The organism is Pseudomonas sp. Pdm06 (assembly GCF_014851795.1).
Lineage (GTDB): Bacteria > Pseudomonadota > Gammaproteobacteria > Pseudomonadales > Pseudomonadaceae > Aquipseudomonas > Aquipseudomonas fluorescens_AA.
The window spans coordinates 108,960-134,398 of sequence record NZ_JACVAH010000018.1 but is presented as its reverse complement, the minus strand read 5'-3'; the positions used below and the strand labels follow the sequence as shown (position 1 = coordinate 134,398).

The 25,439-nt window shown below is 62.7% G+C and carries 22 protein-coding genes and 1 pseudogene; 13 read left to right on the top strand and 10 right to left on the bottom strand.

Annotated elements, in window-relative coordinates:
- The first annotated feature begins 8 nt into the window (after positions 1-8).
- The 9 genes from IB266_RS25615 (at position 9) to IB266_RS25575 (ending at position 7,508) form a co-directional block, all read left to right on the top strand.
- The gene (locus tag IB266_RS25615; RefSeq protein ID WP_092442104.1) at positions 9-350 is read left to right on the top strand and encodes a hypothetical protein; all 342 of its coding nucleotides are present in this window, start codon (positions 9-11) and stop codon (positions 348-350) included.
- 386 nt (positions 351-736) lie between these two features.
- Positions 737-1,585 carry a transporter substrate-binding domain-containing protein gene (locus tag IB266_RS25610; protein ID WP_192263210.1) on the top strand — a complete coding sequence of 283 codons (849 nt, stop codon included), beginning with the start codon at positions 737-739 and terminating at the stop codon, positions 1,583-1,585.
- A 54-nt stretch (positions 1,586-1,639) separates the two neighbouring features.
- On the top strand, positions 1,640-2,302 hold the full coding sequence (locus tag IB266_RS25605; protein WP_072394409.1) for an amino acid ABC transporter permease: 663 nt from the start codon (positions 1,640-1,642) through the stop codon (positions 2,300-2,302).
- Positions 2,303-2,311: 9 nt separating this feature from the next.
- A complete protein-coding gene (locus IB266_RS25600) occupies positions 2,312-2,974 on the top strand; it encodes an amino acid ABC transporter permease (RefSeq protein ID WP_192263208.1) in 663 nt (220 codons plus the stop codon).
- Entirely contained in the window at positions 2,971-3,762 is a 792-nt protein-coding gene (locus tag IB266_RS25595) for an amino acid ABC transporter ATP-binding protein (RefSeq protein WP_192263206.1), read from the top strand. The genes IB266_RS25600 and IB266_RS25595 overlap by 4 nt, the downstream gene beginning before the upstream one ends.
- Before the next feature lie 42 nt (positions 3,763-3,804).
- Entirely contained in the window at positions 3,805-4,194 is a 390-nt protein-coding gene (locus IB266_RS25590) for a RidA family protein (RefSeq protein WP_192263204.1), read from the top strand.
- A 214-nt stretch (positions 4,195-4,408) separates the two neighbouring features.
- Positions 4,409-5,173, top strand: coding sequence for an IclR family transcriptional regulator (locus IB266_RS25585; protein ID WP_058543922.1), 765 nt, complete (start codon positions 4,409-4,411; stop codon positions 5,171-5,173).
- Between the two features lie 41 nt (positions 5,174-5,214).
- Entirely contained in the window at positions 5,215-6,432 is a 1,218-nt protein-coding gene (locus IB266_RS25580) for an amino acid deaminase (RefSeq protein WP_192263202.1), read from the top strand.
- Between the two features lie 155 nt (positions 6,433-6,587).
- A complete protein-coding gene (locus IB266_RS25575) occupies positions 6,588-7,508 on the top strand; it encodes a sugar kinase (protein WP_192263200.1) in 921 nt (306 codons plus the stop codon).
- A gap of 116 nt (positions 7,509-7,624) precedes the next feature.
- Here IB266_RS25575 and IB266_RS25570 read toward each other — a convergent pair whose 3' ends face one another.
- Together IB266_RS25570 and IB266_RS25565 are read right to left on the bottom strand one after the other, a co-directional pair.
- A complete protein-coding gene (locus IB266_RS25570) occupies positions 7,625-7,900 on the bottom strand; it encodes a peptidylprolyl isomerase (RefSeq protein ID WP_019690952.1) in 276 nt (91 codons plus the stop codon).
- Positions 7,901-7,948: 48 nt separating this feature from the next.
- On the bottom strand, positions 7,949-10,486 hold the full coding sequence (locus IB266_RS25565) for a PAS domain-containing sensor histidine kinase (RefSeq protein WP_192263198.1): 2,538 nt from the start codon (positions 10,484-10,486) through the stop codon (positions 7,949-7,951).
- A 132-nt stretch (positions 10,487-10,618) separates the two neighbouring features.
- Here IB266_RS25565 and IB266_RS25560 point away from each other — a divergent pair, with 132 nt between their 5' ends.
- Positions 10,619-11,737 (top strand): PilT/PilU family type 4a pilus ATPase, encoded by a 1,119-nt coding sequence (locus tag IB266_RS25560; protein ID WP_060738102.1) that lies wholly within the window; start codon positions 10,619-10,621, stop codon positions 11,735-11,737.
- 103 nt (positions 11,738-11,840) lie between these two features.
- On the opposite strand, the gene IB266_RS25555 is transcribed toward IB266_RS25560, so the two are convergent.
- From IB266_RS25555 to IB266_RS25540, 4 genes are all read right to left on the bottom strand, one after another.
- Complete coding sequence (locus IB266_RS25555; RefSeq protein WP_192263196.1) at positions 11,841-13,796, bottom strand: acetoacetate--CoA ligase; 1,956 nt, start codon at positions 13,794-13,796, stop codon at positions 11,841-11,843.
- A 205-nt stretch (positions 13,797-14,001) separates the two neighbouring features.
- Complete coding sequence (locus tag IB266_RS25550; RefSeq protein ID WP_092442098.1) at positions 14,002-14,778, bottom strand: 3-hydroxybutyrate dehydrogenase; 777 nt, start codon at positions 14,776-14,778, stop codon at positions 14,002-14,004.
- Between the two features lie 7 nt (positions 14,779-14,785).
- A complete protein-coding gene (locus tag IB266_RS25545; protein WP_192263194.1) occupies positions 14,786-16,177 on the bottom strand; it encodes a GntP family permease in 1,392 nt (463 codons plus the stop codon).
- A 291-nt stretch (positions 16,178-16,468) separates the two neighbouring features.
- Positions 16,469-17,884 (bottom strand): sigma-54 interaction domain-containing protein, encoded by a 1,416-nt coding sequence (locus IB266_RS25540; protein WP_192263192.1) that lies wholly within the window; start codon positions 17,882-17,884, stop codon positions 16,469-16,471.
- A gap of 176 nt (positions 17,885-18,060) precedes the next feature.
- On the opposite strand from IB266_RS25540, the gene IB266_RS25535 reads away from it, so the two are divergent.
- The 3 genes and pseudogenes from IB266_RS25535 to IB266_RS31280 all read left to right on the top strand — a co-directional run bounded on the left by IB266_RS25535 (position 18,061) and on the right by IB266_RS31280 (position 19,771).
- The gene (locus IB266_RS25535) at positions 18,061-18,276 is read left to right on the top strand and encodes a TIGR02450 family Trp-rich protein (protein WP_192263190.1); all 216 of its coding nucleotides are present in this window, start codon (positions 18,061-18,063) and stop codon (positions 18,274-18,276) included.
- A gap of 160 nt (positions 18,277-18,436) precedes the next feature.
- Positions 18,437-19,216, top strand: a pseudogene (locus IB266_RS31285) (PAS domain-containing protein); the annotation flags it as partial.
- A 108-nt stretch (positions 19,217-19,324) separates the two neighbouring features.
- Positions 19,325-19,771: a methyl-accepting chemotaxis protein gene (locus tag IB266_RS31280; RefSeq protein ID WP_371128533.1), complete on the top strand. Its 447-nt coding sequence runs from the start codon at positions 19,325-19,327 to the stop codon at positions 19,769-19,771.
- Positions 19,772-19,792: 21 nt separating this feature from the next.
- Here IB266_RS31280 and IB266_RS25525 read toward each other — a convergent pair whose 3' ends face one another.
- From IB266_RS25525 to IB266_RS25510, 4 genes are read right to left on the bottom strand one after another with little or no spacing between them, the layout of a single operon-like run.
- Positions 19,793-21,367, bottom strand: coding sequence for an ABC transporter ATP-binding protein (locus IB266_RS25525; protein WP_192263285.1), 1,575 nt, complete (start codon positions 21,365-21,367; stop codon positions 19,793-19,795).
- Between the two features lie 26 nt (positions 21,368-21,393).
- Positions 21,394-22,416: an ABC transporter permease gene (locus IB266_RS25520; protein WP_092170264.1), complete on the bottom strand. Its 1,023-nt coding sequence runs from the start codon at positions 22,414-22,416 to the stop codon at positions 21,394-21,396.
- Positions 22,416-23,474: a microcin C ABC transporter permease YejB gene (locus tag IB266_RS25515; RefSeq protein WP_192263188.1), complete on the bottom strand. Its 1,059-nt coding sequence runs from the start codon at positions 23,472-23,474 to the stop codon at positions 22,416-22,418. The genes IB266_RS25520 and IB266_RS25515 overlap by 1 nt, the downstream gene beginning before the upstream one ends.
- Positions 23,474-25,342, bottom strand: a complete 1,869-nt coding sequence (locus tag IB266_RS25510) for an extracellular solute-binding protein (protein ID WP_060738095.1) — start codon at positions 25,340-25,342, stop codon at positions 23,474-23,476. The genes IB266_RS25515 and IB266_RS25510 overlap by 1 nt, the downstream gene beginning before the upstream one ends.
- Between the last annotated feature and the right edge of the window lie 97 nt (positions 25,343-25,439).

Here is a 25,439-nt window from a genome sequence, read left to right as displayed (position 1 = left end):
AAGCTGCCATGAAACTCTGTCACGGAACGTCCGCTTTACTTCGTACCTGTGTCGCGATCCTGTTGTTGGCCCTGGGCACTTCGGCCCTTGCCGCCAATCAACCGTGTTCCGGGCGCAAGGGCGGTATTGCCGGATGTGACGGCGATACCTTCCTGTGCAATGACGGCTCCATCAGTGCTTCAAAGAAGTCCTGTTCCGCTGTGCTGGGGCTTCGGAACGAGGCGCGCCCGCAGTCGCTGCTCAAGTCCGCCGACGGTTGCCAATGCGGCAGTGGCAATTACTGCGTCGGCCCCCGGGGCGGGGTCTATTGCCTCACGCCTGGCGGCAGCAAGAGCTACAAGCGCAAATAGACCAGGCACACTGCCGAACAATTGTGGGAGCGAGCTTGCTCGCGATAGCGTCAGGTCATTCAGCATCAACATTGACTGATCCACAGCTATCGCGAGCAAGCTCGCTCCCACAGGTATCCATCTACAACTCCAGTGTGGCTCCGTTTCGGTGCGCGAATACCCGGTTTGGGGCCTTATTACCCGTGCGTCGTAGCTAACAGTAGCAATAGCATTCACATGCGAGCGCCGGCGTCCGCGGGTCTGTTTTTCCCATCTCCCTGATTTCCCTGACTTTCCATTTTTCTCACCCAGGCGCTGCAAGCCTGTGGCACACTTTCTGCTGTCTATTCCGTTGTTACATACCATGTTCCGGTATAGCGGAATAAACTCATTCTGGAGTGCTTGCCATGCAACGCCGACCTTCCTTGTTCAAAGCGTGTGTTTTTCTCTTCGCGGCCACGACGGCTGCCATGGGTGTCGCCCAGGCGGCCGACAGCAAGCTGGACAGCGTGCTGCAGCGGGGGAAATTGATCGTGGGCACGGGCAGTACCAATGCGCCGTGGCACTTCCAGGGAGCGGATGGCAAGTTGCAGGGCTTTGATATCGATATTGCGCGCATGGTTGCCAAGGGCCTGTTCAATGACCCGGAGAAGGTCGAGTTCGTGGTGCAGTCGTCCGATGCGCGGATCCCCAACCTGCTGACCGACAAGGTCGACATGAGCTGCCAGTTCATCACCGTCACTGCCAGCCGCGCCCAGCAAGTGGCGTTCACCCTGCCGTACTACCGCGAAGGCGTCGGCCTGCTGCTGCCGGCCAACAGCAAGTACAAGGAAATCGAAGACCTCAAGGCCGCGGGCGATGACGTCACCGTGGCGGTGCTGCAGAACGTCTACGCCGAAGAATTGGTGCACCAGGCGCTGCCCAAGGCCAAGGTCGACCAGTACGACAGCGTCGATTTGATGTACCAGGCGGTGAACTCCGGCCGCGCCGATGCTGCCGCCACCGACCAGTCCTCGGTCAAGTATCTGATGGTGCAGAACCCCGGGCGCTACCGCAGCCCGGCCTATGCCTGGAGCCCGCAAACCTACGCCTGTGCGGTCAAGCGCGGCGACCAGGACTGGCTGAACTTCGTCAACACCACCTTGCATGAAGCCATGACCGGCGTGGAATTCCCTACCTATGCGGCGTCGTTCAAGCAGTGGTTCGGCGTCGAGTTGCCGTCGCCAGCGATTGGTTTCCCCATTGAATTCAAATGACCCTGTGAGCCCGGGGCGCCCCTTGCGGGCGCTTCGTCGAAGGTACTGCCGACCATGAATTATCAGTTGAACTTTGCCGCCGTCTGGCGCGATTTCGACACCTTGCTGGCGGGACTGGGCCTGGGGCTTTCCCTGGCGCTGGTGTCGATCGCCATCGGTTGCGTGATCGGCCTGGCGATGGCGTTCGCGCTGCTCAGCAAGCATCGGGTCCTGCGGGTGCTGGCGTCGGTGTATGTCACGGTGATCCGCAATACACCGATCCTGGTGTTGATCCTGTTGATCTACTTCGCCTTGCCGAGCCTGGGCGTGCGCCTGGACAAGCTGCCGTCGTTCGTCATCACCCTCTCGTTGTACGCCGGGGCCTACCTGACCGAAGTGTTCCGCGGCGGGCTGTTGAGCATTCACAAGGGGCAGCGGGAGGCGGGGCTGGCCATCGGCCTGGGCGAGTGGCAGGTGAAGGCCTACGTCACCGTGCCGGTGATGCTGCGCAACGTGTTGCCGGCCTTGTCGAACAACTTCATTTCGCTGTTCAAGGACACCTCCCTGGCGGCGGCGATCGCCGTGCCGGAGCTGACCTATTACGCCCGCAAGATCAACGTGGAGAGCTACCGGGTGATCGAAACCTGGCTGGTGACCACGGCCCTGTATGTCGCGGCCTGTTACCTCATTGCCATGGTGCTGCGGTATTTCGAGCAGCGCCTGGCGATCCGCCGTTAGGAGTCTCCCATGTACGAATCACCCAGTTGGTTGCATGAGTTATGGGTCGCCCGGGACACCCTGTGGGCCGGTTTCCTGACCAGTGTGCAGTGTTCGCTGTTGGCGATTGTGTTGGGCACGCTGATCGGCCTGGTCGCCGGCCTTGTGCTGACCTATGGCCGGGCCTGGATGCGCGCGCCGTTTCGCTTCTACGTCGACCTGATCCGCGGCACGCCGGTGTTCGTGCTGGTGCTGGCCTGCTTCTACATGGCCCCGGCCCTGGGCTGGCAGATCGGCGCATTCCAGGCCGGTGTCCTGGGCCTGACGCTGTTCTGCGGTTCCCATGTGGCCGAGATCGTGCGCGGTGCCTTGCAGGCGCTGCCCCGTGGGCAGATGGAGGCGAGCCAGGCCATCGGCCTGACGTTCTACCAGTCGCTGGGCTATGTGCTGTTGCCCCAGGCGTTGCGGCAGATCCTGCCGACCTGGGTCAATTCCTCTACCGAGATCGTCAAGGCCTCGACCCTGTTGTCGGTGATCGGCGTCGCCGAACTGCTGCTCAGCACCCAGCAGATCATCGCCCGGACCTTCATGACCCTGGAGTTTTACCTGTTCGCCGGGTTTCTCTTTTTCATCATCAATTACGCCATCGAATTGCTCGGGCGACACATTGAAAAGCGGGTGGCCTTGCCATGACTGATATTTCGACTCCTTCCAACACTCAACCGCTGTTGGACATTCGCGGCCTGCGCAAACAATACGGCCCGCTGGAAGTGCTCAAGGGCGTGGACCTGAGCATGCAGCGCGGCAACGTGGTCACGCTGATCGGTTCCAGTGGTTCGGGCAAGACCACGCTGCTGCGCTGCGTCAACATGCTCGAAGAATTCCAGGGCGGGCAGATTGTGCTCGACGGCGAGTCCATCGGCTATGACGACATCGACGGCAAGCGTGTGCGCCACCCCGAGAAGGTCATCGCCCGGCACCGGGCCATGACCGGAATGGCCTTCCAGCAATTCAACCTGTTTCCCCACCTGACCGCGTTGCAGAACGTCACCCTGGGTCTGCTCAAGGTGAAAAAACTGCCCAAGGACGAAGCGGTGGCCCTGGCCGAGAAATGGCTAGAGCGAGTCGGCCTGCTGGAGCGGCGCGATCACTTTCCCGGCCAGTTGTCCGGTGGCCAGCAGCAGCGCGTGGCGATTGCCCGGGCGATTGCCATGAACCCCAGCCTGATGCTGTTCGACGAAGTGACTTCGGCCCTGGACCCGGAGCTGGTCGGCGAGGTGCTGAACGTGATCAAGGGCCTGGCCGAAGACGGCATGACCATGCTGCTGGTGACCCACGAAATGCGCTTTGCCTTCGAGGTGTCGGACAAGATCGTGTTCATGAACCAGGGCCGCATCGAAGAGCAAGGGCCACCGAAAGAATTGTTCGAGCGGCCGCAGTCGCCGCGGCTGGCGGAGTTTCTCAAGAACACCCGCTTTTAATTCAGTTGAATCTTTAATCTATCCAAGCAAGGAGAAACACCCATGAGCATTACGCGCTACGGCACTGGCAGCACCGCAGGCGGCGGCCAGCCACGGCCATTCGCCCGCGCCGTGGAAGCCGATGGCTGGCTGCACGTGTCCGGCCAAGTGCCGGCGGTGAACGGCGAGATCGTTGTCGGCGGGATCGTCGAGCAGACCCACCAGACCATGAAGAACCTGGTCGCCATTCTCGAAGAGGCCGGGTACGGCCTGGAAGATGTGGTGCGCTGCGGCGTGTGGCTGGAAGATCCGCGGGATTTCTGGAGTTTCAACAAGGTGTTCGGCGAGTACTTCAGCCCTGAACACGCCCCGGCCAGGGCCTGCGTGCAGGCGAGCATGATGGTCGATTGCAAGGTCGAGATCGATTGTGTGGCCTACAAGAAAAAGGCCTGATTCGGTGCAGGACTGTCCTTCAAGGCCTGTTTGATTCATCTTGACGAGCGCGCCTATCGTGGCGAGGGAGCTTGCTCCCGCTGGCCTGCGAAGCAGGCCCGATAAGTGACAAGCGACTGCTGCGCAGCCGAGCGGGAGCAAGCTCCCTCGCCACAAAAGCGTTTTCGTCACAATGAAAAACATGCACCTATGATTGAATTCAGGAACCAGAGACATGACCGAAGACACCATCAAACGCCGGGCCCGGGGACTGGATCGGGCGTTCGATATCCTCGATTTCCTCAAGGAAATCGGCCAGCCGTTGCGCCCGAACGATATTGCCAGCGGCATCGGCAGCCCCAAGTCCACGGTCTATGAACTGGTGGCGTCGCTGCTGGAGCGCCGCATCCTCGAGCCGGTGGGCAAGGACGGTCACGTCTACCTGGGGCGCCAGTTGTATTTCCTCGGGCAGGCGCACCTGCGGCATTTCGACCTGAGCCGCGAGGCTGACCAGGCCTTGCAGGAGATCGTGCGCCAGACCCGCGAAACGGCGCAGATGTGCCTGCTCAACGGGCGCAAATACACCGTCGCGCTGATGAAGGAAGGCGAGCGGCATTTCCGCATTTCATCGGACATCGGTGAAAACGCGCCGATCCCGTGGACGGCGTCCGGGCGCCTGCTGCTGGCGCATTTGAGCGACCAACAGATCGTCGATCTGATCGATCCCGACGACTTCATTTTGCCGGACGGCGAGCGCTTGCCCCTGGAGCAATTCCTCAAGGAAATCCGCCAGGCCGGCCTCGATGGGTTCTTCTCCTTCGACAGCGTCGCCGACACCTTCACCCACTGCTTCGCCGCACCGGTCAAAGACCCCGGCGGCGTGGCCATCGCCACCCTGTGCATCGTCGCCCCACGGGCCGACGCCAAGAACAATTACGCCGACTACCGCCGGGTGCTGATCGAAAGCGCCAACAACCTGGCCCGGCGCATCAATGAATAGATAACCGCGGCTGCGAGCGGCCGCGTGCGAGGAGTACGAACATGTCTTCTGTCATTCCCAATGCTGGCGTAGAGAAGGGTGCGGCCACCGTCGGCGCTCATCTGCTCAAGGACGTCAGCCTGCCGGCGTTGGTGCTGCACCGCGCGGCGCTGGAGCACAACATTCGCTGGATGCAAGCGTTCGTCACCGACAGTGGCGCCGAACTGGCGCCCCATGGCAAGACCAGCATGACCCCGGCGCTGTTCCGACGCCAGCTCGATGCCGGTGCCTGGGGCCTGACCCTCGCCACCGCCGTGCAGACCCGTGCCGCTTACGCCCACGGCGTTCGTCGAGTGCTGATGGCCAACCAACTGGTGGGCACGCCAAATATGGCGCTGATCGCCGATCTGCTGGCCGACCCGGCGTTCGAATTCCATTGCATGGTCGATCATCCGGACAACGTCGCAGACCTGGGCGCTTACTTCGCCTCGCGCGGCGTGCGGCTCAATGTGATGATCGAGTACGGCGTGGTCGGTGGTCGGTGTGGCTGCCGGACCGAGACCGAGGTGTTGGCCCTGGCCGAGGCGATTCGCAGTCAACCGGCGCTGGCGTTGACCGGTATCGAAGGCTACGAAGGGGTGATCCATGGCGACCACGCCATCAGTGGCATCCGCGCATTCGCGGCATCGTTGGTACGGTTGGCGGTGCAGTTGCAGGACAACGATGCCTTTGCCATCGACAAACCGATCATCACCGCCTCGGGTTCGGCCTGGTACGACCTGATCGCCGAATCCTTCGAAGCCCAGAATGCCCACGGGCGTTTCCTCAGCGTGCTGCGTCCCGGCAGTTACGTGGCCCATGACCATGGCATCTACAAGGAAGCCCAGTGCTGCGTGCTGGAGCGCCGCAGCGACCTGCACGAAGGCCTGCGTCCGGCCCTGGAAGTCTGGGCTCATGTGCAATCGCTGCCGGAGCCGGGCTTCGCGGTGATCGCCCTGGGCAAGCGCGACGTGGCCTACGACGCCGGATTGCCGGTGCCGCTCAAGCGCTACACGCCCGGATCGGATTCGGTGGCGGGTGACGATGCCAGCGGTTGCAAGGTGACGGCGGTGATGGACCAACATGCGTTCATGAATGTGGCGGCAGGGATTGAGCTGCGTGTGGGCGACATCATTTCGTTTGGTACTTCACACCCGTGCCTGACGTTCGACAAGTGGCGGGTGGGGTGCCTGGTGGATGAGCAGTTGCGGGTGGTCGAGAGCATGGAGACTTGCTTCTAGTCGTTGGACCAGGTTGTGGCCATCGCGGGCAAGCCTTGCTCCCACACGGATCGACTGTGAACACAAAGTTGGTGTTTGCCCAAGATCCCCTGTGGGAGCAAGGCTTGCCCGCGATTAGCGACCTTCCAGACACCACCAAAATATCAGGATCACCTATGAGCAATCCCACCCAGAAACCCCGCATCGCCCTGATCGGCGAATGCATGATCGAACTGCAACAACGCGCCGACGGCAGCCTGCTGCAAAGCTTCGGCGGCGATACCCTGAACACCGCGGTGTACCTGTCCCGCACCTTGGGCGACAGGGGCGCGGTGGATTACGTCACCGCCCTGGGCGACGACAGTTTCAGCGATGCCATGTGTGAGCGCTGGGCCGAAGAAAACATCGGTCTGCAACGGGTCCAGCGCTTGCCTGGACGCCTGCCGGGTCTGTATTGCATCCAGACCGATGCTGCGGGCGAGCGGCGATTCCTCTACTGGCGCAACGAGGCGGCGGTGCGCGAGTGTTTTACCACCCCGGCCGCCGCGCCGATCCTGGCGGCATTGCCGGATTACGATGTGCTGTATTTCAGCGGCGTCACCCTGGCGGTGCTCGGTGAGCAGGGGCGCGCCAGACTCATCGAAACCCTGGTCGAAGCCCGTCGACGCGGGGCCCAGGTGGTGTTCGACAATAATTACCGGCCAAGACTCTGGGCCTCGATCGAGGCGGCGCGGGCGGCGTATCGCAGCGTCCTGCCCTACGTGGAATTGGCCCTGCTGACGGTGGAAGACGAGCAGGCACTGTTCGGATATGCGGACACTGACGCGGTATTCGCCGCCTATGGGCAGTTCGGCACGCCGGAAGTGGTGCTCAAGCGCGGTGCCGAGGCCTGCCTGATTCGTTGCGATGGCGAGTCTTATGAGATTCCCGCTCAACGGGTCGAGCGTGTGGTGGACACCACGGCGGCGGGAGATTCATTCAGTGCCGCGTACCTGGCGAGCCGCTTGCTGGGGGGTACTCCGGCGGAGGCGGCCGAGTCGGGACATCTGTTGGCGAGCCGGGTGATCCAGGTGCCGGGGGCGTTGATGCCAAAATAATAAGTGGGCACAAAACCTGTGGGAGCGAGCTTGCTCGCGATAGCGGTGGGTCAGCTTGCAGAAATGTTGACTGTGTCGCCGCCATCGCGAGCAAGCTCGCTCCCACAGGCTCGGTTTCAATCCCGGTAGAACACCTGCACCAGGTGATAGCCGAACTTGCTCTTGATCGGCCCATGCACCACCCGCAAGGGTTTCTTGAAGATCACCGCATCGATCGCACCGACCATCTGCCCCGGCCGCACTTCGCCCAGGTCGCCGCCGCGTTTGCCCGAGGGGCAGGTGGAGTATTTCTTGGCCAGCACATCGAAGGCTTCGCCCTTGGCGATGCGTTGCTTGAGCTGTTCGGCTTCTTCGGCGGTTTTCACCAGGATATGGCGGGCTTGGGCTTTCATTGCAGCGGTGACCTGAACGGTGCGACGGGGCGGCGATTATGCCTCAAGTCAGCTGTCATGGTTGATCATCGTCCGAATCTTGTTGGCCAGCAGATCGAGGGTGAAGGGCTTGGCGACCATGTCCATGCCCTGGTCGAGGAACCCCTGGCGTTCGGCGGCTTTCTGCGCGTAACCGGTCATGAACAGCACTTTCAGCCCCGGGCGGTGCTGGCGGGCGATTTCCGCCAGTTGCCGGCCATTCATGCCCGGCAGCCCGACGTCGGTCACCAACAGGTCGATGCGCTGCTCCGACTCCAGCAGGGGCAGGGCCGTCATGGCGTCCTGGGCCTCCAAGGCGGTGTAGCCCAAGGTCTTCAACAGGTCGAGCACCAGCATGCGCACCGCTGGTTCATCTTCCACCAGCAACACGGTTTCCCCGGCGATGGCCGGCGGTACGTCGACCGTCTCCGCCGTGGCGGGTTGTTGGGCCGGCGCAACGTGCAAGCGCGGCAGGTACAACTGCACCCGTGTGCCCTGGCCCGGCACGCTGTCCAGGTTGAGGTGTCCACCCGACTGTTGGGCAAATCCGTAGATCATCGACAAGCCCAGGCCGGTGCCCTGGCCGATGGGCTTGGTGGTGAAGAACGGGTCGAAGGCCTTGGCCAGCACGGCGGGGGTCATGCCGCTGCCGTTGTCGCTGACCGCGATCATTACGTAGTCGCCGGCCTTGACCGGTTCGAGGGTGTTGATGTCAGTGCCGTCGAGATAGACGTTGGCGGTTTCGACGATCAATTCGCCGCCGTCGGGCATGGCATCCCGGGCGTTGATCACCAGGTTGAGCAGGGCGTTTTCCAACTGGCTGGCATCGGTGCTGACCGGCCACAGCTCGGGGGTCAGTTGCAGCCGCAGCACGATGTGATCGCCGGTGGTCCGGCTCAGCAGGTCTTCGAGCGAACGCACCAGCTCGTTGGCGTCCAGCGGCTTGCGGTCCAGGGACTGGCGGCGGGAAAACGCCAGCAGCCGATGAGTCAGGGCCGCGGCGCGGTTGGCCGAGGACACCGCCGCTTCGGTGAAGCGCCCGATCTCGGCGGTGCGGCCGGCGGCGATGTAGCGTTGCATCAGGTCGAGGCTGCCGAGGATGCCGGTGAGCATGTTGTTGAAGTCATGGGCAATGCCGCCGGTGAGTTGGCCCACGGCCTCCATTTTCTGCGCATGGCGCAGGGCTTCTTCGGCGCGCTCGCGTTCGAACATCTCGCTTTGCAGGCGGTGGTTGGCTTCGGCCAGTTGCCGGGTCCGGGCGATGACCCGTTCCTCCAGTGTTTCGTTGAGGTTGCGCAGGGCTTCCTCGGTTTTCCGGCTCTCGGTCTCGTCGATCACGAAGATGTAGAAGCCGTTCACCGCCCCATCCGCCCCGTAGCGAGGCAAGTAGTTGATCAGTGAGTGGCGCGGGCGACCGTCGCGATGGTCCATCTGCACGGTGAAGCTGCACGGCTTGCCGGCCAGGGCATCGGCGATCTGTTGGGCGCGGGCGGCATAGGCCTCTTCGCCGAGCACTTCGCGGATGGTCTTGCCGTAGAGCTCCTGCGGGGTCAGGCCGTACCAATCCAGGTAGGCGCTGTTGTTCAGCCGGAAGCGCTCTTCGCGGTCCGCGTAGCTGATGAGGATCGGCATGGCGTTGATGATCAACTGCAGCTCGGTCTGGCTCTGGCGCAGGGCTTGCTCGGTGCGCTTGCGTTCGGTCAGGTCCAGGGCCGCACCCAGAAAACGCTTGGGCCGGCCGTGGCGGTCCTTGTAGCAACGGCCGCGCACGTACACCCAGCGTAATTCATCGTTGGGCTGCAACAGCCGGTACTCTTCGGCGTATTCGGTGCCATGGGTGATGCAGTGCTTGATGCTGCGGGCAACCATCGCCCGGTCCTCGGGATGCACGCCTTCGAGGTAGGCGCTGATGGGCAGCTGGCGCGACAGGTTCGGGTCGACGCCATGCAGCAGGGCGAAATGCGCGTCGGCGATGAAGCGGTCTTCGCTGATGTCCCAATCCCAGGTGCCCAGCGCGTCGGCGGCGGCCAGGGCCAGTTGCAGGCGCTCTTCGCTTTCGTGCTGGGCCTTGAGGCTGGCCTCGGAGCGTCGTTCGAATTCCATGGCCAGGCGACGGCGTTCGCTGGTCTCGATGGCGGTGACCAGGATGCCGGCGACGCTGCCGCTTTCGTCATGCACCGGGCTGTAGGTCAGGTCCAGCCAGACATCGCAGAGGCGACCGGCGAAGGGCACGCGCCAGTGCTGGTCGCGGCAGGTGTGCGTCTGGCCTTGCAACACTCGGTGGTAAATCCCTTCGGTTGCCCCTTTGAGTTCGGGCCATGCTGCATGGGTCGGCTGGCCGAACGCCCGGGGGTGCTTGTCACCGGTCAGTCGGCCGAAGGCGTCGTTGTAGAGATGGGTCAGCTGCGCGCCCCACAGCAAGGCCATCGGCATCGGCGAATGGAGCACGATGTCCACGGCGGTGCGCAGGCTCTGGGGCCAGTTTCGCTCAGTGCCCAATGGGGTCTGGGCCCAGTCCACCTGGCTGACCAGGCGCTGGGCATCATTGCCGGCGGGTGTCGCGTTCATCACGCAATCCCTGGCTGTCGTGTCTGTACCACGGCGTCTACTATCCTTTGAGGAAAGTAAGTGCGGGCGGGTCTGAAGGGTTTCATGTTCGGCTCAACTTGTTTCATTGATGTCTCGCGGAAGTTTCAGTCCATGGAAATCGATCCGTTGTTGCGAATCCTGGCGAGCCAGAATGGTTCCGATCTTTACATGTCTACGGGGGCGCCGCCGTGCGCGCGTTTCGAGGGCGTGCTCAAGCCCTTGGGTAACGAGGCATTCAAGGTCGGCGACATTGCCCGGCTCGCCGAGTCTTTGATGGACGCCGAACAGCGCCTTGAGTTCGATCGGGAACTGGAAATGAACCTGGCGATCTCCCTGGCCGGCGTCGGGCGGTTCCGGGTCAATGTCTTCAAGCAGCGCAATGACGTGTCCATGGTGATCCGCAACGTCAAGCTGGACATCCCGCGCTTCGAGGACCTGAAACTGCCCCGGGTGCTGTTGGACAGCATCATGCAGAAACAGGGGTTGATGCTGTTCGTCGGCGCGACAGGTTCGGGCAAGTCGACTTCCCTGGCGGCGCTGATCGATTACCGCAATCGCAACAGCAGCGGCCACATCATCACCATCGAGGACCCGGTGGAGTATATCCATCGGCACAAGAAATCCATCATCAACCAACGGGAAGTCGGTGTCGACACCCGCAGTTTTCATGCGGCCCTGAAAAACACTTTGCGCCAGGCGCCGGACGTGGTGCTGATCGGCGAAATCCGCGATCGGGAAACCATGGAGCATGCCCTGTCGTTTGCCGACACCGGGCACTTGGTGATTTCCACCTTGCATGCCCATAACGCCAACCAGGCCTTGGACCGGGTGATCAATTTCTTTCCGGAAGAGCGCCGGCCGCAGTTGTTGAACGACCTGGGCAACAACCTCAAGGCGTTCGTTTCCCAACGCCTGGTGCGTACCCGCACCGGCCAGCGGCGGGCGGCGGTGGAGGTCATGCTGGGTTCGCCCACGGTGGCCGACCTGATCCGGCGCAACGAGCTTGGCGAGCTCAAGGGCATCATGGAAAAGTCAGAGGAGCTGGGCATGCAAACCTTTGACCAGGCCTTGTTCAACCTGGTGGTCGAAGGCGCCATCGACGAGGAGGAGGCGCTGAAAAATGCCGATTCGGCGAATAACCTGCGGTTGCGTTTGAAGCTGCATACCGAGTCGGGGGCGGTGGCGCCACCGGCCGATCCGGCGGCGGGTGAGTGGGGGCTTATGGATTGATCGGGTTATCGTTCATCGCGAGCGAACTCGTTCCCACATGGGTTCTGCCAGTCACCGGAGATCCACTGTGGGAGCGAGCTTGCTCGCGATGAGGCCCTCACCGTCAGCTCGCAAGCTCCGGCCGATCCCGAAACTGCTCCAACGCCTCGGGGTTGGCCAGGGCATCGGTGTTCTTCACCACCTCGCCATGCACCACGTTGCGCACCGCCAACTCCACCACCTTGCCGCTGATGGTCCGCGGGATATCACTGACCGCGAGGATCTTCGCCGGTACATGCCGTGGTGTGGTGTGGGTCCGGATGACCTGGCGAATCCGTTGTTCCAGGGCTTGATCCAGCGTCACGCCATCGCGCAGGCGCACGAACAGCACCACCCGGACATCGCCCTGCCATTGCTGGCCGATGGCAACGCTGTCCAGCACCTGCTCGACCTTTTCCACCTGCCGATAGATTTCTGCCGTGCCGATGCGCACGCCGCCAGGGTTGAGCACGGCGTCGGAGCGCCCATGGATCAACAGGCCGCCGTGGGGCAGTTCCTCGGCGTAGTCGCCTTGGGCCCACACCCCGGGGAACTGGGCGAAGTAGGACGCGCGGAGTTTTTCCTGCCGAGGGTCGTTCCATAAACCAATGGGCATCGCCGGGAAATGCCGAGTGCACACCAGCTCGCCTTTTTCCCCGATGACCGGGTTGCCGGCCTCGTTCCAGACCTGCACGGCCATGCCCAGGCTCTTGCCCTGCATTTCGCCCCGGCGCACCGGGGACAGTGGGTTGCCGTTGACGAAGCAGGAGACGATGTCGGTGCCGCCGGACATCGAGGCGAGGCAGGCGTCGGGCTTGATGTCCCGGTACACGTAGTCGTAGCTATGGGGGGCCAGCGCCGAACCGGTGGACAGGAGGGTTTTCAGGCTGTCCAAGCGGTGCGTCTGCCGGGGCTTGAGGCCTTCGCTTTCCAGGGCGGCGAGGAACTTGGGGCTGGTGCCGAAGACGCTGATGCGCTGCTGATCGATCAGGTCCAGCAAGCGCTCGGGGCCGGGGTGGAACGGCGAGCCATCGTAGAGCACCACCGCGCTACCCACGGCGAGAGCCGATACCAGCCAGTTCCACATCATCCAGCCGCAGGTCGTGTAGTAGAACAGCCGATCCTCGGGGCCGAGGTCGACGTGCAGGCCATGTTCCTTGACGTGTTGCAGCAACACGCCACCGGTGCCGTGGACGATGCACTTCGGCACGCCGGTGGTGCCGCTGGAGTACAGGATGTACAGCGGGTGGTCGAACGGAACGCTGACGAATGCCGGTTCGCCACCGCGTTGATAAAAGTCGTTCCACAACGCGACCGCGGCCGGGGTCTTGAAGTCCTCGAGGCGGGCGTCAGGCTGGGCATAAGGCAGGACGATCAGTTGTTGCAATGACGGCAGCCGTTCGAGGATTTCATTGACCTTGGCCCGCTGGTCGATGACCTTGCCGGCGTAGCGATAACCGGCGCAGGTGATCAGCACCTTGGGCTCGATCTGGCCGAACCGGTCGATGACGCCCTGGGTGCCGAAGTCCGGTGACGAGCACGACCAGATGGCGCCCAGGCTGGTGCTGGCGAGCATGCCCACCAAGGTCTGCCAGGTGTTGGGCATGCAGGCGGCGACCCGGTCGCCCCGGGTGACGCCAGCGGCTTGCAGGCTTTTCTGCAGGCCGGCGACATGGGCGGCGAGTTCGGCCCAGGTCAGTTGTTCCTGGTCGCCGTTTTCGCCCAGCGCCACCACCGCGACGGTGTCATCGCGGCGGCGCAGCAGGTGTTCGGCGAAGTTCAGCGTGGCGCCAGGAAACCACTGGGCGCTGGGCATTTGCGCACCCTCCACCAGTACCGCGTCGGGAGCGTGGTGAAAGCGGATCTCGAAGAAGTCGACGATGGCCTGCCAGAAGGCCTCGCGCTGGTCGATGCTCCAGGCGTGCAGGGCGGGGTAGTCGTTCAGTTGCAGGTGATGTCGCGCGTTGACGAACCGGCGAAAGGCGTTCATGCGCGACTGGGCGATGCGTTCGGGGCTGGGTTGCCAGAGGAGGTCGGACATGGAGTGCCTCTTGTTTTCTTATGTACACACTATAGAGCGACCCAATCCTGTGGCGAGGGGATTTATCCCCGTTCTGTGGGAGCAAGGCTTGCCCGCGATGAACGAAAACGCGGTTTAGCTGTTAAACCGCGGTGCGGCCATCGCGGGCAAGCCTTGCTCCCACAGAGAGGGGATAAATCCCCTCGCCACAAGGAGTCGCAGGACCTTACTGGGCCAACCACCCACCATCGATATTCCACGCCGCGCCCCGCACCTGGCTGCCAGCTTCGCTGCACAGGAACAGCACCAGTTCCCCCAGTTGCGGCGGGGTGACGAATTCCAGGGACGGTTGTTTCTCGGCCAACAGATCATGCTGCGCCTGTTGTGGGTCAACGCCGGCGGCGATGCGGTCGTCGATCTGTTTTTGCACCAGTGGTGTCAGCACCCAGCCCGGGCAGATGGCGTTGCAGGTCACGTTGCTGGTGGCGGTTTCCAGGCCGACCACCTTGGTCAGGCCGATCACCCCATGCTTGGCCGCGACATACGCCGCCTTGCCCACCGAGCCAACCTGGCCATGCACCGAGGCGATGTTGACGATCCGGCCCCAGCCCTTGGCCCGCATGCCTGGCAGGCTCAGGCGCGTGGCGTGGAACACCGAGGACAGGTTGATGGCAATGATCGAGTCCCAGCGCTCCACCGGAAAATCCTCCACGGCGGCCACGTGCTGGATCCCGGCGTTGTTCACCAGGATGTCCACGCCGCCGAACTCGCGCTCGGCGTAGGCGAGCATGTCGGCGATCTGCGCCGGGTCGCTGACATCGGCCGGATGATGACCGACCTTGCCGCCGAACTGTTTGACCTCGGCGATCACCGCCGAGGCATCGCCGAAGCCGTTGAGGATCAGGTTGGCGCCGGCCTTGGCCAGGCTCAGGGCGATGCCCAGGCCGATGCCGCTGGTAGAACCGGTGACCAGGGCGGTCTTGCCCGAAAGAGGAGTTGTCATGGGAACCTCACACAATGCCAGTGGCGTAGAACACAGCGATCACGAAGAACACCGCGAGGGTCTTGATCAGCGTAATGCAGAAAATGTCTTTGTAGGCTTCGCGGTGGGTCAGCCCGGTCACCGCCAGCAGGGTAATCACCGCGCCGTTGTGGGGCAGGGTATCCATGCCACCGCTGGCCATGGCGGCCACCCGGTGCAGCACTTCCAAGGGGATGTTGGCGGCGTGGGCGGCGCTGATAAAACTTTCAGACATCGCCGCCAAGGCGATGCTCATGCCGCCCGAGGCGGAGCCGGTGATGCCCGCCAGCAGCGTGACTGTCACCGCTTCGTTGACCAGCGGGTTGGGAATGTTCTTGAGCCAGTCGGCCAGCACCAGGAAGCCCGGCAAGGAGGCGATGACCGCGCCGAAGCCGTATTCCGAAGCGGTGTTCATCGCCGCCAGCAACGCACCGCCCACGGCGCTCTTGCTGCCTTCGGCCAGTTTGCTGCGAATGGCCCGGAAGCCGAACAGCAAGACCATGATGATGCCCACCAGCAACGCCGCCTGCACTGCCCAGATCGCAGTAAGCTTGGCGATGTCGCTGGTCACCGGTGTGGTCATGCCTGGCAGCGCCAGGCTGTGGGTCTTGCCGTACCACTGTGGGATCCACTGGGTGAACAGCAGGTTCATGATGCCCACCGCCAGCAGTGGCGACACGGCGATCCAGGGGTTCGGCAGCTTGATGTCTTCGGCGGTTTCCGGCTCGTTGCGCAGCTCGGTGCCGTAGCCTTCGCCCACACGCTGGGCCTTGTTGCGCTGGCGTTGCAAAAACAGCATGCCGAGGCTGAACACGAAGATCGTGCCGATCACCCCCAGCCACGGTGCGGCCCAGGCGGTGGTGTTGAAGAACGTGCTGGGGATGATGTTCTGGATCTGCGGCGTGCCGGGCAGGGCGTCCATAGTGAAGGAGAATGCGCCGAGGGCGATGGTGGCCGGGATCAGACGCTTGGGGATATTGCTCTGGCGGAACATCTCGGCGGCGAACGGGTACACCGCGAACACCACGACAAACAGCGACACGCCACCATAGGTCAGCAAGGCGCAGACCAGCACGATCACCAGCATGGCCTGGCGCGTCCCCAGCAAGCGAATCGCCGCGGCGACGATGGAGCGGGAGAACCCCGAAAGCTCGATCAGCTTGCCGAACACCGCGCCGAGCAGGAACACCGGGAAATACAGTTTGATGAAGCCGACCATTTTCTCCATGAACACCCCGGTGAATGCGGGGGCGACGGCGGAAGGGTCGGTGAGCAGGACGGCACCGAGGGCGGCGATGGGGGCAAAGAGGATAACGCTGTAGCCACGGTAGGCGGCAACCATCAGCAGCGCGAGAGCTGCCAAGGCAATGATCACACTCATGGTGTGTCTCCTGGATTGTTATTGTTGTGGTGACGCTGTGGGAGAGGCTTTAGCGAGTTTTGTGCCAGGTGTGTAACTGGCTGAAATATAAGGAAATTGTTTTATTTTGTAGGGCGGGAGTGAGGGTTTTGTCTCTGTTTTGAGATTTTTAGGGGGAGGGCTGGCCTCATCGCGAGCAAGCTCGCTCCCACAGGTTCTTGAGTTACGCGGTCAACTGTGGGAGCGAGCTTGCTCGCGATGGAGCGCAAAGCGCTCCAAATCGGCAGTCTATATTTTGAGAATGAAGTCTCTCTATTGAGACTCGGCAATCCCCAACGCCACCATCTTCTTGTACAACGTCGATCTCCCCAGCCCCAACCGCTCGGCCGCTTCCACCACTTTGCCGCCGCATTGCGCGAGGGTGGTTTCGATCAGTTGTCGGTCGAAGCGCGCCCGGGCCTGGCTGAAGGTTTCCTGGGGCAGGGGTTCGAAGCTCACGTCCGCCGGGCGCGTCACCGGCATGAAGGTCCCGATGGCGGCGCGGATGTCCGCCGCCGTGAGCACCAGGTCATCGCTGAGCAGCGCGGCCCGTTCCAGCACATTGCGCAGCTCGCGGATGTTGCCCGGCCAGGCGTGTTGCCGCAGCAGGTCGAGGGCGGCGGGGTTCAGTTCGTGCTGGCTGCGCAACTCTTCCAGGATCGCTTCGCTCAGGGCTGGCAGGTCATCGAGGCGTTCGCGCAACGGCGGGACCTGGATCGGCAATACGTTGAGGCGGTAATACAGGTCGGCGCGGAACTCTCCGCGCTTGATCGCCGCTTCCAGGTCCATGGAGGTGGCGGCGATGATTCGCACGTCGCTTTGCAGCACCTCGTTGGAGCCCACCGGTTCGTACTCTTTTTCCTGGAGCACGCGCAGCAGTTTGCTTTGCAGCGGCAGCGGCATGTCGCCGATCTCGTCGAGGAACAGCGTGCCGCCCTGGGCAATCTGCAGTTTGCCGGCACGGCCCTTGCGGTCGGCCCCGGTAAAGGCCCCCGGGGCGGTGCCGAAGAACTCGGCCTCCAGCAGCGATTCAGGAATCGCCGCGCTGTTGATGCTGACGAACGCCTTGTGCGCCCGCGGCGAAGCGCTGTGGATGGCCTGGGCCAGCAGTTCCTTGCCGGTGCCGGTTTCGCCGAGCAGCAGCACCGGCGAATCGGCGCTGGCGCTGCGTCGGGCACGGCGCTTGACCTCAAGGCCGGCGCTGCTGGTGCCAATGAAATGGGCAAAGTTGTACTTGGTTTGCCGCGCCCGTAGCAATGAGCGGGTGGAGGCCAGTTCTTCCTGCATGCTCAGGTAGCGCTTGAGCATCGGCGACAGGCTGTGCAATTCATCGAACAAGGCAAAGCCGATGGCGCCGATCACCGCGCCCGCGTTGTCGTGGATCGGCAGGCGCATCACCACCAGCGGCTCCTTGGGCGTGTCCTGCATGTCCAGCAGGATCGGGCGTCCGGTGCGTACCACTTCGCGTAACAGGCTGCTGGGAATCACGCTCTCGCACGCCCGGCCAATGGCCTCCTGCGCCGAGTTCAGGCCGAAACGGCGGGCGTAGCGTTCGTTCATCCAGACGATATTCGCGTCACGGTCGACAATCACCGTGCCTTCGCTGGACTGCTCGATGATCTCGAACAACGAACGGATCGCCAGCGTGCGCACGCGCTTGTAATCCTTGAGGCTTTCGGTGGGGTTCATCGGGCATTTCCAGAGAGGAGGGATTTGCCGGCAGCCATGGACGGGTGCCAAGAGCCGCATTATGCCGGGGGAAGTCCCAGTATCGAAGCACCACCGCTATTTTCGAGGTTAACTTGTACGGTTAGATATTTTTGTACATGATCCTGCTCCGGTTTCCTGCCTTTTTTGGAGAGCACGTGAACACATTCAATCCCCGTAAGTTGAAGCTCTCCAAATGGACGGCCTGCGCGCCAGTCAATCGGGAAAAGCATTTTCTGGTCACCGAATTGATCTGTGACGAGGCGGGAACGCCTGTAAAGGTTGAGCTTCAGGCCGTGCACAGCGGGCGGGTGGAGCTGTTCGACTGGTCAGAGTTGCGCGATGACAAGCGCTGGAAAATCGGTTGGCATTAAGCCGTTGGGTGAAATGTTCCGGTTTCGTTATTTCTTGTACAGATAAATAAAATTGTACAACTTATGGAAAGATAGTGGCTTAATGGTTCCTCTCTAGCAAACAAGGCACCGTGCCTTCAGTTGGCTACGGCCAAGCACTTACGTTTCCGGAGTGGTATCCATGTTCATCCGCACCCGCAAGCATCAGGAAACCTTGCACCCGATCCAGGCCCGGCGGGCGATTCTCGAGACCGAGCGAGCCGCTTTCCATCAGGCAATGGCGATTATCGAACTCGATCCGACGGGGCAGGTGCTCGGCGCCAATGCGTTGTTCTTGAAGATGCTGGGCTATTCCCTCGAGGACATTCAGGGCAAGCATCACCAGATGTTCTGCGAACCTGCCTACGCGCGCAGTCGGGAATATGCCGCTGTGTGGCAGCAGGTGGGGCAAGGCCAGAGTGTCGATGCACAGCTCTTGCACCTGGCCCGGGATGGACATTGGTTGTGGGTGGAGGCTCGTTACATCCCGGTGCTGGACCAGCAGGGAAAGCTGCAACGCATCATTGAAGTGGCCCGGGACATCAGTGAGCGTGTCCTCCGGAGCCAGACCGAGTCCAGCTTCAGGCACGCGATCGACCGCTCCATGGCGGTCATCGAGTTCGACCTCAATGGTCAAGTGGTGAATGCCAATGCGAATTTCCTCAAGGTGATGGGCTATCGCCTGGAGGAGGTTCGCGGCCAGCACCACCGCCTGTTCTGCAAGCCCAGTGAGGTCCAGAGCGACGCGTATCGCGGGTTCTGGGCTGGATTGAATCGGGGGGAGTATGTGACCGGCCTGTTCCAGCGTATCGACAAGCAAGGCGTCACGGTCTGGTTGCAGGCAACCTACAATCCGCTCTACGACGCCCAGGGAAGATTGTATGGGGTGGTCAAGTTCGCCACCGATCACACTCGCGAGGTCGAGCAGCGCCAGAGCGAATCCAACGCGGCGCGGCTGGCCTTCGAGACGTCCCGGCAGACCGATGAGCACACCCAGCTTGGCACGGCGGTTGTCCAGGAAACGGTCACCGTGGTGCAAAGCATCGCCGATGAACTCCAGCGAGTGGCCACGGGAATCAGTGCGCTGAGTGCCCAGTCCGAGGAAATCGGCAGCATCGTCGATGCCATCCGGGGGATCGCCGAACAGACCAACCTGCTCGCGCTCAATGCGGCCATCGAAGCGGCGCGCGCCGGGGAACAGGGGCGGGGGTTCGCCGTGGTCGCCGATGAAGTGCGCAACCTGGCACGGCGCACGAGCCAGGCCACGGTGGCCATCACCGAAGTCGTCGGCAAGAACCGCGACCTCGCCAGGCAAGCGGTGACCAGCATGCAGTCCAGCACCCTCAAGGCGGAGCAGGGCGTGAAGCTGGCGAACCAGGCGGGCACCGTTATCCTCGACATCCACCGAGGGGCGCAGCAGGTCGTGGAGGCCATTGGCGAATTTGCCCAAGCGCTGGATCAGCGCCGCGACAGTTGAGCGCTAGAGTCGCGGCGGCCTTTACCTGGGAAGTGCCGCCGCCAACAGCTCCTTGGTATAGGGATGCTGGGGTGAATCGAACACGTCGTGACTGGCGCCTTGCTCGACCACCTTGCCATCCTTGATCACGATCATGTCGTGGGCCAGGGCGCGGACCACCGCCAGGTCATGGCTGATGAACAGGTAGGTCAGGCCGTGTTTTTCCTGGAGCTGGCGCAGCAGGGCGACCACTTGTTTCTGCACGGTGCGGTCCAGGGCCGAGGTCGGTTCGTCCAACAGGATCAGGGCCGGCTTGAGCACCAGGGCCCGGGCGATGGCGATGCGTTGGCGCTGGCCGCCGGAAAACTCATGGGGGTAGCGGTGGCGGCTCTGCGGGTCGAGGCCGACTTCCTTGAGCGCCTGGATCACCTGGGCTTCGCATTCTTCAGGGCTGGACGGGCTGTGCACCTCCAGTCCTTCGCTGATGATCTGCTGCACCGACATTCGCGGGCTGAGGCTGCCGAATGGGTCCTGGAACACCACCTGCATCTTCCTGCGCCACGGCCGCAATGCCTTGTGGGATAACTGCTCGAGGGCCTGGCCCTGGAAATGGATGCTGCCTTCGGATTCGATCAGCCGCAGGATCGCCTGGCCGAGGGTGGATTTGCCGGAACCGGATTCGCCGACGATGCCCAGGGTCTTGCCGCGCTGGATGCTCAGGCTGATACCGTCCACGGCGCGCAAGTATTCCTTGCGCCGGAACAGCCCGCCGCCCAGGGCAAAGCTCACGCGCAGGTCCCGCACCTGCAACACGTCTTCGCGCTCGTCCCGGGGCAGGGCTTCGCCTTCCGGTTCGGCGTGCAGCAGCACGCAGCTGTAGGGATGTTTCGGTGCGCTGAACAGGGTTTCGCAAGGCGCCTGCTCGACGATTTCCCCGGCCTTCATCACACACACACGTTGGGCGATGCTGCGCACCAGGTTGAGGTCGTGACTGATCAGCAGCAAGGACATGCCGAGCCGTTGCTGCAAGGACTTGAGCAACAGCAGGATCTTGCGTTGCACCGTCACGTCCAGCGCCGTGGTCGGTTCGTCGGCGATCAACAGCTCCGGCTCGCAGGCCAGGGCCATGGCGATCATCACCCGTTGCCGTTGGCCGCCGGACAGTTGATGGGGGTAGGCCTTGAGCCGCTCGGCGGGTTTCTGAATGCCCACCAGGGCCAGCAGCTCCAGAATGCGCTGGCGCGCCGCCTTGCCGCCCAGGCCCCGGTGCAGCATCAGGGTTTCACCGATCTGCTTCTCGACGCTGTGCAGCGGGTTCAGCGAGGTCATCGGTTCCTGGAAGATCATGGCGATGCGGTTGCCGCGCAACTCCCGCAGGGTCTTGGCCTCGGCGCCCAGCAGTTCCTGGCCGCGATAGCGAATGCTGCCGGTGGTGCGGGTGCCGGTCTCGGGTAGCAATTGCAGGATCGAATGGGCCGTCACCGACTTGCCGGAGCCCGACTCGCCCACCAAGGCCAGGCATTCGCCGGGGCGGATGTCCAGGCACAGGTTGCGCACCACCGTCTGGTCGTTGAAGGCCACGCTCAGGTCGCGGATTTCGATCAGGTTGTCGCTCATCTCAAGGTTCCGCTTCATGGTTGTTTTCAAGAGCGTGGGTCGAACGCGTCTCGCAACGCTTCGCCGATAAACACCAACAGGGAAAGAATCAGGGCCAGGGTGAAAAACGCCGTCAGCCCCAACCACGGCGCTTGCAGGTTCTGTTTGCCCTGGGCGATCAACTCGCCCAGGGAGGCGCTACCGGCCGGCATGCCGAAGCCAAGAAAATCCAGGGCGGTGAGGGTGGAGATTGCCCCGGTGAGGATGAAGGGCAGGTAGCTCAGGGTGGCGTTCATCGCGTTGGGCAGGATATGCCGCACGATCACCTTGCGATCGGATAAGCCCAGGGCCCTGGCCGCCTTGACGTACTCCAGGTTGCGCCCGCGCAGGAACTCGGCGCGGACCACGTCCACCAGGGCCAGCCAGGAAAACAGCGCCATGATCCCCAGCAGCCACCAGAAATTCGGTTCGACGAAGCCGGACAGGATGATCAACAGATAGAGCACTGGCAGCCCGGACCAGACTTCCAGCAGGCGTTGCCCGAGCAGATCCACCCAGCCGCCGTAATAGCCCTGCAACGCACCGGCGGCGATGCCGATCAGCGCACTGATGGCGGTCAGGGCCAGGGCGAACAGGATCGACACCCGCGCGCCGAAGATCACCCGGGCCAGCACGTCCCGGGACTGGTCATCGGTGCCTAGCCAGTTCACCGATGAGGGTGGGCTCGGGGCGGGTTGGTTGAGGTCGTAGTTGGGGGTGTCGTCGCTGAACGGGATCGGTGGAAACCACAGCCAGCCGCCGTCCTTGTGGATCAGGTTCTGCACGTAGCTGCTGCGGTAGTCGGCCTGGAACGGCAGTTGCCCGCCAAATTCCTGCTCGGTGTGGCGCTTGAATACCGGGAAATACAGCGAGCCCTGGTAGCTCACCACCAGTGGCTTGTCATTGGCGATCAGCTCGCCGCCCAGGCTCAGGATGAACAGGCCGATGAACAGCCACAACGACCACCAGCCCCGGCGGTTTTTCCTGAAACGCTCGAAGCGTCGGCGGCCCAAGGGGGAAAGCTTGAACATCAGGCGTTCCTCGCGGCGAAGTCGATGCGCGGGTCCACCAGGGTGTAGCAGAGGTCGCCGATGAGTTTGATCAGCAGGCCGAACAGCGTGAAGATGAACAGCGAGCCGAACACCACCGGATAATCCCGGGACACCGCGGCCTCGTAGCTCATGCGCCCCAGCCCGTCGAGGGAAAAGATCACCTCGATCAGCAAGGAGCCGGCAAAGAACACGCTGATGAACGCCTGGGGAATGCCGGAGACCACCAGCAGCATCGCATTGCGGAACACGTGACCGTAGAGCACCCGCTGTTCGCTCATGCCCTTGGCCCGCGCCGTGACCACGTACTGGCGGGTGATTTCATTGAGGAACGAGTTCTTGGTCAGGATCGTCAGGGTGGCGAAGCCGCCGATCACCAGCGAGGTGACCGGCAGCACCAGGTGCCAGAAATAATCGGCGATCTTGCCCAGCGTCGACAGCGACTCGAAGTTGTCCGACACCAGCCCGCGCACCGGAAACCAGTTCAGCGAGGTGCCGCCAGCGAACACCACGATCAGGAACATCGCGAAGAGGAACGCCGGCATGGCGTAGCCAATGATGATCGCGGTGCTGCTCCACACGTCGAATGCCGAGCCGTGGCGCACGGCCTTGCGAATGCCCAGGGGAATCGACACCAGGTAGGTGATCAAGGTCGCCCAGAGCCCGAGGGAAATGGTCACCGGCATCTTTTCCAGGATCAGGTCGGTGACCGTGGCGCCGCGGAAGAAGCTCTTGCCGAAGTCGAGGCGCGCATAGCTGCTGAGCATCAGCCACAGGCGCTCGTGGGCCGGTTTATCGAAGCCGTACTGTTTCTCGATGTCCTTGATCAGTTGCGGGTCCAGGCCGCGACTGGCGCGGGAATTGCCGCTCATCTCACTGCCCGAACCGCCGACGCTGCTGCCGCCGATGCCTTGCAGGTGGGCGATGGCCTGTTCCACCGGCCCGCCGGGTGCGGCCTGCACGATGACGAAGTTCACCAGCAGGATAATCACCAGTGTGGGAATGATCAGCAGCAGGCGCCGCACGATATAAGCCCACATCAATGCGGCCCTCCAGGTGTGCCGCGCCTGATGCGTTCGGCGCGCATTTGTTCGTTGGTCAACGGTGTGGTGCTCACTTCCCACCAGCTTTCGATGGCTTCGTCATTGCTGGCCTGAACCTTGGGCATGCCGAAGCGATTCCACCACACGGTCGAGCTGCCCGGCGGGTAATAGTTGGGGATCCAGTAGTAATTCCATTGCAGCACCCGGTCCAGGGCGTGGGCATGGCGCAGCATGTCGGCTTGGGTGCTGGCCTTGACCAAACCGTCGATCAGCGCGTCCACCGCCGGGTTCTTCAAGGCCATGTAGTTGTTGGCCCCCGGGTCATTGGCGGCCGCCGAACCGAAGTAATTGTAGAGTTCCATGCCCGGCGAGGTGCTGACGGGGTAGCCGGTGATGATCATGTCGTAGTCGCGACTCATCAGGCGATTGACGTACTGGGAGGCGTCGATGCGGCGAATGCTCATGTCGATGCCGATTTGCGCCAGGGTACGTTTGTAGGGCAGCAGCAGGCGGTCGATACCGTTCTGGCTGTTCAGGAAGGTAAAGCTCAGCGGTTCGCCCTCGGCATTCACCAGGCGGTCGCCGTCGGGTTTCCAGCCAGCCTGTTCCAACAGGGCCAGGGCTTGCAATTGTTTGTCGCGGATCACGCCGCTGCCATCGGTTTTCGGGGCCTGGAAGACCTGGGTGAAGACTTCGTCGGGAATCTGCCCGCGCAACGGCTCCAGAATCGCCAGCTCGCCGGCATCGGGCAGTTTTCGAGCGGCGAGGTCAGTGTTGGAGAAGTAACTCTGCTGACGCACATAGACGTTGCGCATCATCTGGCGGTTGCTCCATTCGAAATCCCAGAGCATGGCCAGGGCCTGGCGCACGCGACGGTCCTGGAACTGCGGTTTTTGCAGGTTGAAGACAAAGCCCTGGGCGCTCTGGGGTGCCTCTTTGGCCAGGTGGGCCTTTTGCAGGCGGCCGTCCTGCAGGGCCGGGCCGTCGTAGCCGATGGAATAGCCGGTGGCGGAAAATTCACGATTGTAGTCATAGGCGCCACCGCGCAGCACCTGGCGGGCGACGTCAGTGTCGCCAAAATACTCGATGCTGAAATGGTCGAAATTGTAGAGCCCGCGGCTGACCGGCAAATCCTTGCCCCACCAATCGGCATTGCGCTCGAACGTGATGCTGCGCCCGGAATCGACTTTGCTCACCCGGTAGGGGCCACTGCCCAGTGGCGCCTCGTAGCCGCCGCCGTTGGCGAAGTCGCGCGTCTTCCACCAATGTTCGGGAAAGACCGGCAGGGTGGCGATGTCCAGGGGCAGGGTACGGCTTTCGTTGTTCTTGAAGTTGAAGCGTACGGTGCGCTCGTCCTCGACCACGACGTCCTTGACCGCCGCGAACTGGGTGCGATAGCGCAGGCTGCCTTGGGTCATCAACAGCTCGAAGCTGTAGCGCACGTCCTGGGCGGTGATGGGCTTGCCATCGGCGAAGCGGGCCTTGGGGTTGAGGTAGAAGCGCAGGGACAGGCCATCGTCGGCACGTTCCATCTTCTGCGCCACCAGGCCATAGACGGTATAGGGTTCATCCAGCGAGCGCTGGGCCAGTGGCGAGTAGAGCATCCCGTCGATCTGGCTGACGCCGATGCCCTTGTCGATGTAGGGCAGGATGTGGTCGAAGTGGCCAATCTCCACGGCCGAGCGGCGCATGGTCCCGCCTTTTGGGGCCTGGGGGTTGGCGTAGGCGAAGTGGCCGAAGCCTTCGGCATATTTGGCGGGTTCGCCATAGACGGTCAGGGCATGTTGCGGTGCTGCATCGACGCCGGCGGCGCCTGTCAGCAGGACCACGGCAATCAATAGCAGTGAAGGGAACGCCAGTCGCATTGTCAGCCTTAGAGCCGGGTGATCGATGACACGATTTGTACGCGAGCGGTGCCTGAATGGCCAGTCCCCTGTAGCGAGGGGATTGTCCCTGCCAGGT